We start from the raw sequence: 16,374 nt of genomic DNA on the forward strand, positions 1-16,374 counted from the left end.
TGCATAGACATTTTATATGCTTTTAGATTAAATGTCAAACAATTCATTGTATTATCATAATTTACTTAACTTTATGTCTAAAGAAGAGAATTATAGATGAAATTAGTGTACCAATAAAGACAAATAAAGTAAAACCAGAGATGAGTAAATAGCCTAGTGCAGCCCATCCAGTATCATCATTGGCTGTAATACCTAGAATCAAAAATGCTACAGATATAGCTAAAACTATACCTGGTATGATAAAGACCAACCATTTATTCTTTTTTGAAAGTACACCACTTAACCAGAAGTTAATCAAACCACTTGCAAGAAAAATGAAAAACATATTTAAGTATAACTGTAGATTATCATCCATAACAACACCACCTTTTTTAAAGAATAATTTATTATAATAGATTTTTTTGTTTAAACGCTTACTTTTACTCAATAATAAAAAAATCCTAGCCTATATCGTATGAGTATATATGGCTAGGATTTATATTTAATATCAAACTATTATCTTATAAAGCATCTTTTCTTGATAAGTCAACACGTCCACGTTCATCAATCTTAACAACTTTAACTAAGATTTGATCACCAACTTTAACTTTACCATCTAAAGATTCTGTTCTTTCTTTTTCCCATTTAGAAATGTGGACTAATCCTTCAGTTCCTGGGAAGATTTCAGCAAATACACCTTGAATTTTCTTACCATCTTTATCCATTAATAAGCGTGTTACTTTAGCTTCATATAGTTCGCCAACTTTAGCTTCTCTTACTAAACTTTCGATGTAAGCAGCAGTTTTGTTTAACCATGCAGAGTCAGTATGCATAATGAATACTCTACCATCTTGTTCAATATCAATTTTAACGTTGTTATGATCTTCAATGATTTGAGTAATGATCTTACCACCAGCACCGATAACGTCTCTAATCTTATCTGGATTAATACGAATCATCTTAACTTTAGGTGCGAATGCACTTAATTCAGTTCTTGTTTCACTAATTACAGTGTTCATGTGTGAAAGAATATGAAGTCTACCCTTACGAGCTTGTTCTAATGCTTCTTTCATAATCTCAGTTGTAATACCTTGAATTTTGATATCCATTTGAAGTGCAGTAATACCATCTTTAGTACCTGCAACTTTAAAGTCCATATCGCCTTCATGGTCTTCCATACCTTGAATATCACTTAAAATTGAGTAATGTTCACCGTCCATGATTAAGCCCATTGCGATACCTGCAACTGGCGCTTTAATTGGAACACCAGCAGCCATTAAAGCCATAGAGCCTACACAAATTGTAGCTTGAGAACTTGAACCGTTAGATTCAGTAATTTCAGATACTACACGGATTGCATATGGGAATTCATCTTCAGAAGGTAATACTTGTAATAAAGCACGTTCTCCTAAAGCACCGTGACCAATTTCACGACGTCCAGGTGCACCATAACGACCTGTTTCACCTACTGAAAATGGTGGGAAGTTATAATGTAACATGAAGCGTTTTGTAACTGTTTCTTGTTCTAAACCATCAATAATTTGATTTTCATTTAATGAACCTAATGTGACTATACCTAAAGCTTGAGTTTGACCTCTTGTAAATAGTGCAGAACCATGAGTTCTTGGTAATAAATCAACTGAGGATGCAAGTGGTCTAATTTCATCTAAACCACGGCCATCAGGTCTTACTTTATCTTCAGTAATAAGGCGTCTAACTTCTTTAGTTACAATTCTGTCTAAAGAAACTTTAACTTGATTCATTAATTCTTTCTTTTGATCAGCATCTAGCACTTCTTTACCATCTACTGTCATCCAGAAATTTCTTTGTTCAAAGTGCGCTACTACTTCGTCTTTGATTGCATCAATTACATCATAACGTTCTTGTTTGTCAACAAGTGAAACAGCTTTAACTAATTCTTTACCTTTGTAAGCAAATACTTCATCAAAGATTGCTTGATTAAGACTTAGTAATTCAGGTTCTACTTTTTCAACTCCAAAAGCTTTTTTAATTGTTTCTTGGAAAGCACATAATTCTTTGATTGCTTCATGACCAAATAAAATAGCTTCTAACATAACTTCTTCAGATACTTGTTTAGCGCCTGCTTCAACCATGTTAATTGCATCTTTTGTACCTGCAACGATTAAATCGATGTCTGATACATTTAATTGTTCTGAAGATGGATTTAATACGAATTGTCCATCAATACGACCAACATGTGCACCAGCGATTGGTCCCATGAATGGAATATTTGAAATTTCAAGTGCAATCGATGAACCGAGCATTGCAGCCATTTGGCTTGATGCTTCAGGATCTGATGATAACACTGTATTCACAACTTGAACTTCATTTCTATAACCATCGTCAAATAATGGACGTAATGGTCTATCAATTAATCTTGATGTCAATGTTTCAACTTCTGATGGTCTACCTTCTCTTCTGAAGAATCCACCAGGAATTTTACCTGCAGCATATTGTTTTTCTGCATAAATTACCATAAGTGGGAAAAAGTCAGTTTGACCCACTTTCGCTTTAGCAACAGCAGTTGATAATACAACAGTGTCACCATAATAAATCATTGCAGCGCCATTTGCTTGTTTAGCAATTTCGCCGACTTCAACTCTTAGTGGTTTCCCAGCAAGTGTTGTTTCAAATACTTGTTTAGACATATAAAATCTCCTTCATTTTATATTGAAATTATTTTCATTTTTTTCAATTCATTTAATTATAACATTAATCACTATAAATACACCACATATATCGATGAATATGGTATTTTAGATCCATAAAAATAAAAAAAACTCAAAATGAGTTTTTCTTATCTTCTTAAACCAAGTTCATTAATTAAAGCAGCATATCTTTGAGCATCTTGTTCTCTTAAGTACTTAAGTAAATTACGTCTACGACCAATTTTCATGAATAAACCACGTTTTGAATGGAAATCATGAATATGAGTTTGTAAATGTTCATTTAGCTCATTGATTTCGTGAGTTAAGATTGCAACTTGTACTTCTGGTGAACCAGTGTCGCCAGCGAATCTTGCAAATTTCTCAACGATTGCTTTTTTACTGTCTTTTGTCAGTGCCATAATGTTTCCTCCTATGTCTCGTATAGCTAAAGATTTTGTTTTGGCTAACAATGTCCTTGCTATCGACCTAATGAATCATACCATAATAAAATTATAATTGCAACATTTTTTTATTTTTTTATGATAAAATGCATTAATTTTGGAATAAATTACATTATAATTTAATAAATTGGTCCACATTTAAAATGAACACAGTCGCTCCACCAACGGATACTTCGATTGGTAAAGTACTAAATGATCCGAATTCATTAACGATAGCATTTGGTACAATTTTACTGCGAGTCTTAGAGTATTTTTCAATAATGTCTAATACTTCAGGTACCTTTTCATCATTAACACCAATTAAGAATGTTGCATTTCCTTCACGAAGGAATCCACCCTTAGTTGACAATCTAGTTGCGAATATTCTCTCTTTAACTAAACCTTTTTGAACTCTGTTTGCATCATCATTGGACACAACAGCTATAACCATTTTCATAGATGATACCTCCTCTATTAATCATATTTTATCATATTTTTATTTTTTTAATAAGTTGTAAGTTTGTTCTACATCTTTTTTGATTTGTTCTAACATCGCTTCTACTTTATCATATTTGATTTCATCTCTTAAATAATATTCAAATGAAACAGTAATTTCTTTTTCATATAAATTACCATCATAATCCATGATAAACACTTCTAATCTTCTTGTTGTTGAGTAGTTGATTGTTGGGTTATGACCTAAATTGGCGCATCCTAAATAGGTTTTATCACCTATTTCTACTATTACAGCATATACACCTATCTTAGGTAAAAAATGATTCTTATAGTCTATATTAGCGGTTGGATACCCTATCATTTTACCAACCTTATCACCATGAATGACCTCACCATGGATGCTATAACTTTTATTAAGTAGTTTTCTAGCAAGTTTCATATCACCTTGCTCGAGTAATAACTTAATATAGGTTGTAGAAACACGTGTATCCTTATAAAGTAAATCTTCTACAACAAGTACTTCAAAATGTTGTTTTAAATCATCAACACTTCCAGATCCTTTATGACCAAACTTGAAATCACGACCGACAACAATACGTTTGACTTGAAGTGACTTTAACCATTCTATAAATTCTAGCTTTTCTAATTTTGAGAATGCTTTTGTAAATTCAACAACCATAAATATATCAACATGCATCATTTTAAGTGCACGTTCTTTATCAGATATATCCATTAGAATGGGTAGTTCTTTATTGGTAATTACACTCATTGGATGAGGGAAAAATGTCATGACAGCACTTTTAGTGTCACTAAATTTTTTCACCTTTTCAATAAGATTTTGATGTCCTATATGTAGCCCATCAAAATTACCAATGGTTAATGTAATGGGTTCATTATTTTTTATGGATTCATATGTAGTGTGTATTGTTTTCATCTCATGCACTTCCTTTTAAAATAGATATTTCAATTTATACTGTTGATTATCAGGTACGTAGTATGCAATGTAGTTACCCATTTCATCTTGTACAATAAATGGTTCATTTAAGGTGGTTTGACGTTCATCTAATACAACACCATTTTTAACAAGTTTAATTAAGTAGTCATTTAAGACTATTTTCTTAACACCTTCAAACAATAAAGCGTGATCAATTAAGTCAGGTAGTTCCGTATCTTCAACTGTCTTTGACATATTTTGGCTATATGCATCAATGTTTGTTCTATTTAAGACCGACAGTGCACCAAAGGTATTTAATCCTAATCCGATATCTCTTGCGATACTTCGAATGTATGTACCCTTAGATACATGTGTAGAAAAATCTATTGTTTGTTTATTTATTTGATAAGTAAAATTATAAATACTTACTTCTCTAGCAGGAAGATCTAGTGGCTTACCACTTCTTGCAGCCTCATAGGCTTTAACACCAGCTTTCTTGATTGCTGAATAGCTAGGAGGTATTTGCTTATAAGTAGGCACTATACGGTTTAAAATAGCTTTTAAATCATCTTCTGTAAATGATACAGGTGCTTCATTTATGACTTCGCCTGTGGTGTCATCTGTATCATATGATTTACCAAGTACAATGGTACCATCATATTGCTTATCAAGCTCATCAAATAGAAAGGCTAACTTTGTTGCTTTACCGACTAAAATAATTAATAAACCGGTAGCAAAAGGATCTAGTGTTCCTGTATGTCCTACTTTTTTAATATTAAATTTCTTTCTAATTTGATAAACAATATCATGGCTGGTTAGCCCAGCTTTTTTATTGACTAAAAATATACCGTTCATATACATCCTACTTTTTATATATTTATTATAACACAAGAAAAAAGGCTTTATTACAAGCCTTACTTCTTATTTATGTTCTTCTATCCAAGATAGAATTTTTTCTCTTGGTTGATAACCTGATGCTCTAGATACTTCTTTACCATCTTTAAATAATACAAGTGTCGGTACAGCGCGAATACCATTATCAATTGCTTCTTTTCTGTATTCGTCGATATCTAGTTTAATCAATTGTGCTCCAACGTTTTCAGTGCTAATTTGTTCTAAAACAGGCATTAACATTTTACAAGGTCCACACCATGTAGCAAAAAAGTCTACTAAAACAAGGCCATCTTTACTCACTAGACCTTTAAAATCTTCACCTTTATATTGTTGCATTTAAAATGCCTCCTAATTTTGATTGTAATTATATTATAACTTCTTTAGGTTAAATAATCAAAGAATATGGCTAAGGGTTAAAGTGTTATCACAGTAACACCATTTAAACCTTCGCCTTCTTGCCCATATCTATGGGATTTTATGTATCTAGACTTCTTAATATAGTCATAAACGGCTTTTCTAACTGCACCAGTACCAAAACCATGAATCACTCTAATATAAGGTGTATTGGACAATAATGCATCATCTATCGCCTTATCCATAAGTTCTTTAACTTCTTCAAAGCGTACACCTCTTAAATCAAGTTCAAAAGTAGGTGCTTTAGAAGGGTTTGATCCACTATATTTTGTTTGGACTTTTTCTTGTTTCTTAGGTTTAACAACCATCTTTGATAGTTCATGACGTTTAAAGGGTAATTCAAATAAGCCAACAGATACGACATACTCATCTTTGTTGATTTTGGTGATGACACCATCTTGGCCATAATTAGTCACTAAGACATGATCACCTATCTTAAGTGGTTCAAGCTTAACCTTAGTTTCTTTTTTAACTGTTTTGTTTAAGTCACCTTTAAGTTTAGCCGCATCTGGTGTTGATAATTTATCTACTTTAGATAATTTATCAATGACTTCTAAGGCTTCTTGTTTTAATTTGTCATATTCTTTAGTTGCTTTAAATTTAATATCTTGAAGCATTTGATCGCGCTCTTTTTCAAACGTTCTAATCTTATCTTGATACATCTTAATTTCTTTATCAAGTGCCTCTGACTTTTCTTCAAGTACTTCTTTTTCTTGTTCCAATAAAGCTTGTTCTTTATTTAGTTTTTCAATATTTTTACCAAGGTTCGTTTGTCTACCACTTAACAGTGTTTCAGCTTCATTAATAATTCGTTTAGGTAAGCCTAATCTATCGGCAATTTTTAATGCATGTGATGAACCTGCAATACCTAAGTGTATTTTATATAAAGGTTTTAAACTCACCTCATCAAAAGCAACACTTGCAGTATAAATATCATCGTGTTCATATGCATAAAGTTTTAACTCAGAATAATGGGTTGTAAGTATAATACGGTTGTCTTTATTTGATTTGAGGTCGTCAATGATCGCAATAGCCAGTGATACCCCTTCAATTGGGTCTGTACCACTACCTAACTCATCTAGTAAAATAAGTGCTCTTCCTTTTAACTTATCAAACATATTTTTGATTTTTGTTAAATGAGATGAAAAGGTTGATAAGGATTGTTGAATAGATTGTTCATCACCAATATCTGCAAATATTTGATCAAAGACACTCATCTGACTGTTTTTGTTTAATGGTACTAAAATACCTGATTGCATCATTAAAGTAAATAACCCTAAGGTTTTTAGTGCTACTGTTTTACCTCCAGTATTTGGACCAGTAATCATTAATACATTACGATCATTACTAATACTAATTTCAATAGGTACAACAGTTTCTTTAGCAATTAATGGATGTCTAGCATCGATTAAGTGAATGTTCCCATCACTATTTAGATTTGGTAGGGTTGCATCAATTTCTATCGCATAAAGGGTTTTTGCGTGTAATACATCTAGTTCTACCAAGATATCTAAATGACTTATAAATTCAGTGCTAAATGGTTTTAACTTTTTAGTTAACGCGATAGATATTTGAATTATTTCTTGTTCTTCAAGACTCTTTAAATATTCAATATCTTGTGTAACTTGTCTAATATCTTCTGGTTCGATATACACTGTTTGTTTAGAGGCAGATACATCATGTATCACACCCTTAACTTTATTTTTATAACCCTCTTTAATTGGAATAGCGTAACGTCCATTACGCATTACAATAATAGACTCGTTTAAATAACTTTGATAACGTGTTAGGACTTCACCTAATAATTTATCAAGTTGTCTTTCTTTAGACTTTAAGTCATGTCTAATGGACTTTAGCGTACTTGAAGCATTATCATAAATAGTTTCATCATCTTTAATGATTTCATCTATATGTTGAAGTTGTGATTTTGAATGTTTAAAAGTCTTTATCCATTCTAGATGTTTGATATGGATTGGATCAATGGATTTAAAATAGTTTTCTAAAGATTTTTCCATGTGAATAAAGCGTCTAATCATAAGAAAATCAGCTATGCTTAAGAAATCTAGTTTATCTAAATTCGTAATTAACAGATAAATATCAAAACCTTTTACAAATGGTAATCGACCATAAGTATGAATCATTTGTTTCAACTCAAAGGATTTGTGTAAATTTAAAGAGACTTCATCTATTTGATTATAAGGTAAAGTATCCTTGATAGCGGTTACTGCGGCCTTTGAATAGGCGTAGTCTTGTATTTTGTCTAATATTAAATTAAATTCTAATGCTTTTGTCGAATACATTTAAAAACTCCTTATTTCACACTTTTTATGGTATAATATGACTCAGTAGGTGAAGATTATTGAGAAATTATACAATTAGCTTATCTAGCGACCAGCTAGTTTTGCTTAAACAATTTTATAGCAATTATTTATTAAAAGTGGAGCAGCCATATGTTTTTTTTGTTGCTCATCATAATGATACACGTATTAGTGCATTTAAATCAGGTAAAGTTGTACTTCAAGGTGAAGAAATTAATCCTGAATTAGTAGCAATTAAATCTTTTTTAAATATAACTAATTATGCTGCAATCGGTTCTGATGAAGTTGGTACAGGTGATGCTTTAGGTCCAGTGGTTGTATGTAGTGCATATGCCTCTATTGAAGATATCGAATTCCTAGAAAAACTAGGTGTTAAAGATTCTAAATCTATGACTAATAAAGAAATCGTTAAACTAGGTCCTGTCATTGCAAATCGATTAACACACTCTATTGTGATATTAACCCCCGAGAAGTTTAATGAACAAACTCAGAAGGGTTTGAACTTAAACAAAATTAAAGCGCTCTTACATAATCATATGATTATTAAGACAACTTCAAAAGTTGAAGCTGCAGTGCCTGTAATTTTAGATCAATTTTGTTTACCAACACATTACTTTAACTACCTAAAGGATGAAAAGTTAGTGTACCGTGATGTTGAGTTTTACACCAAAGCAGAGTCTGTACATTTAAGTGTAGCTGCTGCTTCAATTATTGCACGTTATGCATTCTTAGTTAAAATGCATCAATACTCCAAGAAATTAAATATGAAATTAAAACTTGGTGCTAGTAAAGAAGTCGATGTTCAAATTAAAGAAATATATGACACGCATGGTTTAGATGGGCTAAATAAAATAGCCAAGATGAACTTTAAGAATGTCACAAAACAAAATTTAACCTAAGGTAACTAGATAACTTTCAAATTCAGGTGGTAATGGTGCTTCAAGCATCATTACTTTTTTTGTTATTGGATGCACAAATTCTAATCTAAATGCATGTAATAACTGACCATCTTTTAATATTTTAGCTTTTGTACCATATAACGGATCTCCAGTAACTGGATGTTTAATATATGCTAAATGAACACGTATTTGATGTGTTCTACCTGTTTCTAATTTACAATGAAGTAATGTATGATCTCTAAATGTTCTCATCACTTCAAAGTGTGTAATTGCTGGTTTACCTGTTGCTACAACAGCCATTTTTGTACGAATTTTGGGATGTCTTGCAATTGGTGCATCAATCACACCTTTATTATGATCTAAAACACCTTCAACAAGTGCAATATATTCACGTTTGATGTCATGTGATTTTAAATCTTGGGCTAATATTTTGTGTGCTTCGTTAGTTTTAGCAACCAATATAAGGCCTGATGTATCTTTATCAATGCGATGTAGGATACCTGGTCTTAAAGGGTCATCATTGTGTGTAGATAGTGTATCTGTGTGGTGTAACAAACCAGACACTAAGGTTGTTTCACTAAAGGTTTCAGAAGGGTGAACCACCAATCCTTTAGGTTTATTAATAACCATAATATCATCATCTTCATAAACGATATTTAAATCGATATTTTTAGGTTTTAGTGGATTTGTTTCTTCTTTAGCCTCAAGGTTTAGAGTAATTTCATCACTATTTTTCAGCTTATAACCAGCTTTAGTAGTTAAACCATTAACCATGACAAGACCATCTTTGATAAGTGTAGTAATTTGACTTCTATTAAGCTCAGTTGATGCTACTAAGAAGTGGTCAAGACGACTATCTGTTTGTTCTGTAATTTTAAATTTCATTTTGTGTATCCTTCTTTATCTTTTTCTGTCTTAGTGTGTCTAGTATTAATATATCAATCAGTAGTAAAACAACACCAGCATTTAATAGTACGTCTGCAAAATTGAATATTGTTCCACCCACAATTGGAAGAAATGGCATTTGAACATAGTCAATGACATAACCAAATAATACGCGGTCGATTGCATTGCCTAATGTACCACTAATCAGTAATATAAAAGCAATCGTATAAACTTTCTTTGTTTTCCAATCTGATTTTGAGAAAAAATATCCAAATAATACTAAAGCAAACAAGGTAATGATGAAAAATAAAAATTGTTGTCCTTGAAGTAACCCAAAGGAGGCTCCAGTATTTTGTACATAGCCTACATATAGCGTATTATCTATTACAGATACAATACTTCCAGCTGCATACATATTTGAAAATATTTGTTTAAGTATGACATCTACTAAGATAAGTACTGCCATAATGATATACGATAAAATCATGTTTAAGCTCCTTGTAAAAATATTAATACAAAAATAACACCCACAACCACAAGTAATGCACTCATGATGCTACCTTCGACAATAACTAATGATTTTGTATTCAATGATTTGATTTTTAGTTCAAACAACCCATGTATATAATACATTAAATATTCATAGATGAACACAGCAATTACAGATAATATGAATAATAAAATAATTAATAGCAATTGTAATTCAACAAACATAAATAATTGGACGCATATGAGGTAAACCGGTAAAAGCAATAAGGTAGTTATGATTAAACTACCTAAAACGCTTAAAAATGTTGACTTGATTGTTGTAAGATCATCTAATCGGTATCTAACTACCTTAGATTGATTCCATAATTTAGTTAAGTATTTCATTGGTTATAACCTCGATTGCTTCTTCAATTGTGGCTACTGGATAGATATTAATTAAGTGTGATAAGTTCTTCACTTCATCGTAATGCACTGCAGGTACTAGGAAGTGTTTGATACCTTCTTTTTGTGCACCATATATTTTTTGAACTAATCCACCAATAGGACCGATTTCATGATTATATCTAATTGTTCCAGTTCCAACAATATCCACATTAATCGCATCATAATCGATTAAAGCAAAATAAATACTTAAGGTATACATCATACCCGCAGATGGACCAGTTAGATTGGTGTCCATGCCAGGCAGACTATACTGTGGTGATGCTTGATTAATTTGATATTTTGGATAAAACCTAAATATCGCATCGTTTGTTTTATTAATTGTAATCTCTAAATGTTTATCATCTCTAAGCACATCGAGTTTAAAGTCACCTTCATTAAGAATAAAATACATCCCCATTGTTTCATAATCAGTAAAGTTATTATCATCAATATCTGTGATGATATCACCAATTTTTAATGTATTGTATTCAGGCGATCTAAAGTCAATTATCATACCAATTAAATCGTAATCAATAGTTATACTAGCGTTAGTCTCATGTGCTAATGTGTATGCAGTAATTAAAGATTGCTCAAATGATGCTTCTTTTTGAATGATGCCTCGAAGATGATTCTCATAAGGAGATAGTACTGATTCAGCATATTGTAGTGGTTCTACTTCAAACTGAGGGTTCATCTCATAAAGCATACGAGCAAATCCGGTAATCCTTGACATGGTTAAAACAGACACCGACTTTAAATGTGGTGTTTGATTTTTGCCTTCAATGCTAACCATGGTATTTGTTGAACGTGACTTATTTGGTGCTGTCACACTATAATTAGTTGGTATAACTAAGGCAATCATTAAGTAAATATATGCAAATATGACACTGTGAAATAGTGTTTTTAATTTACTTGTCTGTTTCAAGTACGATTGTCTCCAATTGAATTTGTCTTGCTTTGATACCTGCTTTTTTCATCATTGTTGTTGATGCAATATGACTTTCTTTACCTTTATCCTTATCTGACATGTAAACAATTTCTTTAACACCTGCTTGTACAAGTAGTTTCATACATTCATTACATGGAAATAACGTGACATATAGGGTTGCATCTTTAAGACTAGTTGTTGCATTTAAAATTGCATTAGCCTCTGCATGCACGACATATGCATATTTTGATTTTGAGTAGTCCTCATTTTTTTGCCAAAAATCTTCATCATCTGATAAACCCATTGGTAAGCCATTATATCCGATTGCAACAATACGTCTATCCGGATTAATAATACAAGCACCTACTTGAGTATTTGGATCTTTTGATCTTAGAGCGGATAGTTTTGCAACACCCATAAAATATTGGTCCCAGGAGATGTAGTTTTGATTTTTCATTTGACTTCATCTGCCTTTGCTAGTCCTAAATCAATATGGCAATAACCCGTTGGATTTTTTTCTAGGTAATCTTGATGATAGTCTTCAGCTAAGAAAAATTGAGTTAATGGTTCTACTTGAACCACAATTTTTTCTTTATATTTTTGTTGCTCTTTTACGATATAAGCATCAGCAGTTGCTTTAGTTTCTAAATCTTCATAGTAAATGCCACTACGGTATTGAATACCAACATCATTACCTTGTCGGTTTAATGATGTTGGTTCCACAATTCTAAAAAAGTGCTCTAGTAATTGATCTAGTGAAATACCTTTTGGGTCATATGTAATTTTCACAGCTTCTGCATGGGTTGCAACACCATTACATACTTCTGTGTATGTTGGATTTTCTTTATTCCCATTTGCATAGCCTGATTTTGTATCTACGACACCTTTAAGTTGTCTAAAATAAGCATCAACACCCCAAAAACATCCACCTGCTAAAATTAATGTTTTCATTTAATCACCTTCAAACCTAAGTCTTCTAATTGAAGTTTATCAATTGGACTTGGAGATTCCATCATAATATCTCTTGCAGATTGTGTCTTAGGAAACGCAATAACGTCTCTAATATTATCTGTCTTAGTTGCAAGCATTACAATTCTATCTAATCCAAATGCAATACCACCATGTGGCGGTGTTCCATATTTTAATGCATCAATGAAAAATCCAAATTTATTTCTGATTTCTTCTTGCGTAAATCCTAATTTTTCAAACATTTCATTTTGAACTTCTTGGTTATAAATACGCATGGATCCACCACCAACTTCATAACCATTCCATACAAGGTCATAAGCTTTAGCTAATGTATCTTTTGGATTGTTTCTGAAATCTTCTAAATCTTTAGGTGCTGTAAACGGATGGTGTCTAGCATATAATCTTTGATCTTCTTCACTATATTCAAATAGCGGGAAGTCAACAATCCATACTAAACTTTCTAAAGTTTCATCGATATAACCTAAATCTTTAGCTAATTCTTTTCTTAAGGCACCACATGCATTGGTTGCACCTTCATAAGTACCTGGCACAATAAATAATGTGTAACCATCAGCAACTACATTTTCATCAAAGAATTTAGACACTGAACCACTTAATTGACCACCTTCATGTTTCACATATGCTAGTGTATCTCCATGGTTTTTCTTAACAATTTCTGTTAATTTATCGAAGTATTTACGTGTAAATAATGCATTATTTGGTAAGGTAAAGCCTCTTAAAGACGCTTTAGACTCAAATAATGGTACATGATAAGTGCTTAGTTTATCAGTTAAGTCTTCAATTTTTAATTCATATCTTAAGTCTGGTTTATCAGATCCGTACATATCAAAAGCATCTTGATATGTTAGTCGTGCTATTGGCAGTTTTAGTTCTTTACCTAAGATGTCTTTAAACATATTTGACATCATTTCTTCACCAAGCTTCATAATATCTTCTTGAGTAATAAATGATGCTTCAATGTCAATTTGAGTAAACTCTAATTGACGGTCAGCTCTTAAGTCTTCATCTCTAAAACATCTAGCAAATTGGAAGTATTTTTCAAAGCCAGATACCATATATAATTGTTTAAACATTTGAGGAGATTGTGCAAGTGCATAACCTTCACCATGATAAAGTCTTGAAGGTACAATAAACTCCTTAGCACCTTCTGGTGTTGTTTTCACTAAGTATGGTGTTTCTAATTCTAAAAAGTTATTATTAAGTAAAGAATTTCTAATACTTTGAGTGATTTTACTTCTTTGTAATAAATAGTTTTTAGATGTTGGTTTTCTTAAATCTAAATAGCGATATTTTAATCGAACTTCTTCAGAGATATTATCTTGTTCTGAAATAGTAATCGGTGTTGTCATTGCTGTATTTAAAATATTGAGTTCAGTAACGTCAATTTCAATATCACCTGTTGTCATGAATTTATTTTTAGATTCACGTTCAATAACAATACCTTTAACTTCAACGACATATTCTGATCTTACTTGACTTGCACGCTCATAGAGTGCAGTATTTGGTCTTACAACTAATTGAGTAATACCATATTGGTCTCTTAGGTCCATAAAGATAAGTCCGCCTAAGTTTCTAACCTTAGAAACCCATCCTTTTAAAAAGACGGTTTCATTTAAATTTTTAATTGTTAATTCATTATTATGATGGCTATATGTACTCATAATTATAATAGCTCCTTTAGTGTATCAAGTAAGGTATCCATGGATACTTCGACTTGTTCTTCTGTTTTGGTGTTTTTTAATTGTACTACATTGTTATTTAATTCATTTTCACCAATAATGATGATGAATTTAGAATCATATCTTAAAGCTTCTTTAAGTTGAGGTTTAAATCCTCTATTTAAGTGATCGATATCAGATAAAATGTTTTCACTTCTTAAAATGTGTTGTAACTGGATTGCCTTTTTTCTACTTTGTTGATCAAATGTAATGAAATAGACATCCAATTGTTTAGGACTAGTCAGTGTAATACCTTCTTGTTCTAGTGCACTAAGTAATCTTTCCATACCAAAGGCATAACCAATACCTGGTGTATCTGGTCCACCTAATTCTTTAACTAGGTTTTGGTATCTACCACCACCACCTAAGGCATTTTGGGCACCAAATCCTTTAATTGTTGCATGAATTTCAAATACTGTATGTGCATAGTAATCTAGTCCACGGACTAATTTTCTATCAATTTCGTATGGGATATTCATAAGGTTTAGTAATTCAAGTACTGAATCAAAATGTTGCTTTGATGTTTCATTTAAGTAATCTAATGGTAATGGAGCATTTTTAATGAGTTCAATGTCTGCTGTATCCTTAGAATCCAGTATACGTAGCGGATTATGAGTTAGTCTATCTTGAGAATCCTTAGATAATTTATCCTTTACAGGTGTTAAAAAATCAATAAGTGCTTGGCGGTAGTTTGCTTTTGAAGCATCATCACCTAAACTGTTAAGTTTAACACTTACTTGTTTTAAACCTAAACGATAAATTGTTTCATAAGCTAGTTCAATGACTTCTGCATCAATACTTGGTTCATTTGAACCTAAGACTTCACAACCAAACTGCATAAATTGTCTAAAGCGACCTTTTTGAGGACGTTCATATCTAAAATTAGGTCCCATATAATAAAGTTTAGTCACACCAGCTTGAGCATAAAGTTTATTTTCAACATAACTACGAATCACACCTGCTGTACCTTCTGGTCTTAAAGTTAAATCACGATCTGATTTATCTTTAAAGTTATAAGTTTCTTTGATAACCATATCAGACAATTCAGTTTCACGGTGAATTACATTAGAATATTCCATCATCGGTGTTCTAATTTCACCATAGTTATATGTTTTAAATAGTTTCCTGACATAGGATTCTAAAGCAACCCAATTTTCTGCTTCAGTAGGTAATACATCGTATGTACCCTTAACTTTTATATAGTTCATTTTTTAAATGTCTCCTTTGTTAAGTAATACCATTTTGATGGTTCATTTAAACCTGTAAAACGGTTGTAGTATTTCTTATGATCTTCATATTCAAATATGAAGTTGTTTTTTTCTATGACACGCATACTTTGAAGATTTTCATTTGCATGGCCAATTATTATCTTGTTAAACCCATGGTAATAAAAACCTACTTCTAGTATCTTTTGTAGCGACTTAGACATAATGCCTTTATTCCAATAAGCCTTATTCAGACAAAAACCTACTTCAACAACACCCTCAGATATCATTGTATGAAAGTCTATTGTTCCAATCATTTTATCGTTTTTCAAATCTACGATTGCATAACCTACAGGTAATCCTCTTTCGGGTCTTTTCAAAAAGAATTCTCTAATTGAGCCGTAAGCTTCTGTCACATCACTGTATGGTCCCCAACTTAAAAACTTAACCGTTTCTAGGTCTTTTCCATACTCAAACATGTCTTTAGCATCTTTGAGTTCTACATCTCTTAACATGTAATTATCAAAATATATGATTGGTTGTTTCATAGTTTCTTTCTCCTTTTAACAAAAAACGCCCTTAAAAAATTCTAAGGACGAATGATATAATTCGCGGTGCCACCTTAGTTCCAGATAAACTGGCCCTCATAATGTGTTTTTAGTCTCTAAAGTTGTCCCATGACTTCTATCTCATGTGATTCTTTCACCTGTTTGTGAATCACTCGCTTGTATTT

General features: G+C 31.8%; 18 protein-coding genes. 1 reads left to right on the top strand and 17 read right to left on the bottom strand.

Going from position 1 to position 16,374, the window contains the following annotated elements:
• Positions 1 to 61 precede the first annotated feature (61 nt).
• The 8 genes from ACL_RS03995 to ACL_RS04030 form a co-directional block, all read right to left on the bottom strand.
• Positions 62 to 355, bottom strand: a complete 294-nt coding sequence (locus ACL_RS03995) for an integral membrane protein (protein ID WP_012242752.1) — start codon at positions 353 to 355, stop codon at positions 62 to 64.
• A gap of 145 nt (positions 356 to 500) precedes the next feature.
• On the bottom strand, positions 501 to 2,648 hold the full coding sequence (locus ACL_RS04000) for a polyribonucleotide nucleotidyltransferase (RefSeq protein ID WP_012242753.1): 2,148 nt from the start codon (positions 2,646 to 2,648) through the stop codon (positions 501 to 503).
• Between the two features lie 149 nt (positions 2,649 to 2,797).
• Positions 2,798 to 3,067 (bottom strand): 30S ribosomal protein S15, encoded by a 270-nt coding sequence (gene rpsO, locus ACL_RS04005; protein ID WP_012242754.1) that lies wholly within the window; start codon positions 3,065 to 3,067, stop codon positions 2,798 to 2,800.
• Positions 3,068 to 3,221: 154 nt separating this feature from the next.
• Positions 3,222 to 3,545, bottom strand: coding sequence for a cyclic-di-AMP receptor (locus ACL_RS04010; RefSeq protein ID WP_012242755.1), 324 nt, complete (start codon positions 3,543 to 3,545; stop codon positions 3,222 to 3,224).
• Between the two features lie 39 nt (positions 3,546 to 3,584).
• On the bottom strand, positions 3,585 to 4,478 hold the full coding sequence (locus ACL_RS04015) for a bifunctional riboflavin kinase/FAD synthetase (RefSeq protein ID WP_012242756.1): 894 nt from the start codon (positions 4,476 to 4,478) through the stop codon (positions 3,585 to 3,587).
• A gap of 15 nt (positions 4,479 to 4,493) precedes the next feature.
• Entirely contained in the window at positions 4,494 to 5,333 is an 840-nt protein-coding gene (gene truB / locus ACL_RS04020) for a tRNA pseudouridine(55) synthase TruB (RefSeq protein ID WP_012242757.1), read from the bottom strand.
• A 66-nt stretch (positions 5,334 to 5,399) separates the two neighbouring features.
• Positions 5,400 to 5,708 carry a thioredoxin gene (gene trxA / locus ACL_RS04025; RefSeq protein ID WP_012242758.1) on the bottom strand — a complete coding sequence of 103 codons (309 nt, stop codon included), beginning with the start codon at positions 5,706 to 5,708 and terminating at the stop codon, positions 5,400 to 5,402.
• Positions 5,709 to 5,785: 77 nt separating this feature from the next.
• Positions 5,786 to 8,086 (bottom strand): endonuclease MutS2, encoded by a 2,301-nt coding sequence (locus ACL_RS04030; protein ID WP_012242759.1) that lies wholly within the window; start codon positions 8,084 to 8,086, stop codon positions 5,786 to 5,788.
• A gap of 59 nt (positions 8,087 to 8,145) precedes the next feature.
• Between ACL_RS04030 and rnhC the strand changes: the two genes are divergently transcribed.
• A complete protein-coding gene (gene rnhC, locus ACL_RS04035; RefSeq protein WP_012242760.1) occupies positions 8,146 to 9,003 on the top strand; it encodes a ribonuclease HIII in 858 nt (285 codons plus the stop codon).
• Here rnhC and ACL_RS04040 read toward each other — a convergent pair.
• Genes ACL_RS04040 through ACL_RS04080 form a run of 9 tightly spaced genes read right to left on the bottom strand, consistent with a single transcriptional unit; the run spans position 8,995 to position 16,189 of the window.
• Positions 8,995 to 9,888 (bottom strand): RluA family pseudouridine synthase, encoded by an 894-nt coding sequence (locus ACL_RS04040; protein ID WP_012242762.1) that lies wholly within the window; start codon positions 9,886 to 9,888, stop codon positions 8,995 to 8,997. The two genes, rnhC and ACL_RS04040, sit on opposite strands and share 9 nt — an antisense overlap.
• On the bottom strand, positions 9,878 to 10,375 hold the full coding sequence (gene lspA / locus ACL_RS04045; RefSeq protein WP_012242763.1) for a signal peptidase II: 498 nt from the start codon (positions 10,373 to 10,375) through the stop codon (positions 9,878 to 9,880). The genes ACL_RS04040 and lspA overlap by 11 nt, the downstream gene beginning before the upstream one ends.
• Positions 10,376 to 10,377: 2 nt before the next feature.
• The gene (locus tag ACL_RS04050) at positions 10,378 to 10,761 is read right to left on the bottom strand and encodes a hypothetical protein (protein ID WP_012242764.1); all 384 of its coding nucleotides are present in this window, start codon (positions 10,759 to 10,761) and stop codon (positions 10,378 to 10,380) included.
• Positions 10,745 to 11,725 (bottom strand): S16 family serine protease, encoded by a 981-nt coding sequence (locus ACL_RS04055; protein ID WP_041634064.1) that lies wholly within the window; start codon positions 11,723 to 11,725, stop codon positions 10,745 to 10,747. Before ACL_RS04055 ends, ACL_RS04050 begins: the two co-directional genes overlap by 17 nt.
• Positions 11,709 to 12,185, bottom strand: a complete 477-nt coding sequence (locus ACL_RS04060) for a deoxycytidylate deaminase (RefSeq protein ID WP_012242766.1) — start codon at positions 12,183 to 12,185, stop codon at positions 11,709 to 11,711. Before ACL_RS04060 ends, ACL_RS04055 begins: the two co-directional genes overlap by 17 nt.
• Complete coding sequence (gene msrA / locus ACL_RS04065; protein ID WP_012242767.1) at positions 12,182 to 12,679, bottom strand: peptide-methionine (S)-S-oxide reductase MsrA; 498 nt, start codon at positions 12,677 to 12,679, stop codon at positions 12,182 to 12,184. The genes ACL_RS04060 and msrA overlap by 4 nt, the downstream gene beginning before the upstream one ends.
• The gene (gene aspS / locus ACL_RS04070) at positions 12,676 to 14,379 is read right to left on the bottom strand and encodes an aspartate--tRNA ligase (RefSeq protein ID WP_012242768.1); all 1,704 of its coding nucleotides are present in this window, start codon (positions 14,377 to 14,379) and stop codon (positions 12,676 to 12,678) included. Before aspS ends, msrA begins: the two co-directional genes overlap by 4 nt.
• Positions 14,380 to 14,381: 2 nt before the next feature.
• Positions 14,382 to 15,644, bottom strand: coding sequence for a histidine--tRNA ligase (gene hisS, locus ACL_RS04075; protein WP_012242769.1), 1,263 nt, complete (start codon positions 15,642 to 15,644; stop codon positions 14,382 to 14,384).
• Positions 15,641 to 16,189, bottom strand: a complete 549-nt coding sequence (locus tag ACL_RS04080; protein WP_012242770.1) for a GNAT family N-acetyltransferase — start codon at positions 16,187 to 16,189, stop codon at positions 15,641 to 15,643. The genes hisS and ACL_RS04080 overlap by 4 nt, the downstream gene beginning before the upstream one ends.
• Positions 16,190 to 16,374: the final 185 nt, after the last annotated feature.

Origin of the sequence: Acholeplasma laidlawii PG-8A (assembly GCF_000018785.1) — a bacterium.
Taxonomy (GTDB): Bacteria; Bacillota_I; Bacilli_A; order Acholeplasmatales; family Acholeplasmataceae; genus Acholeplasma; species Acholeplasma laidlawii.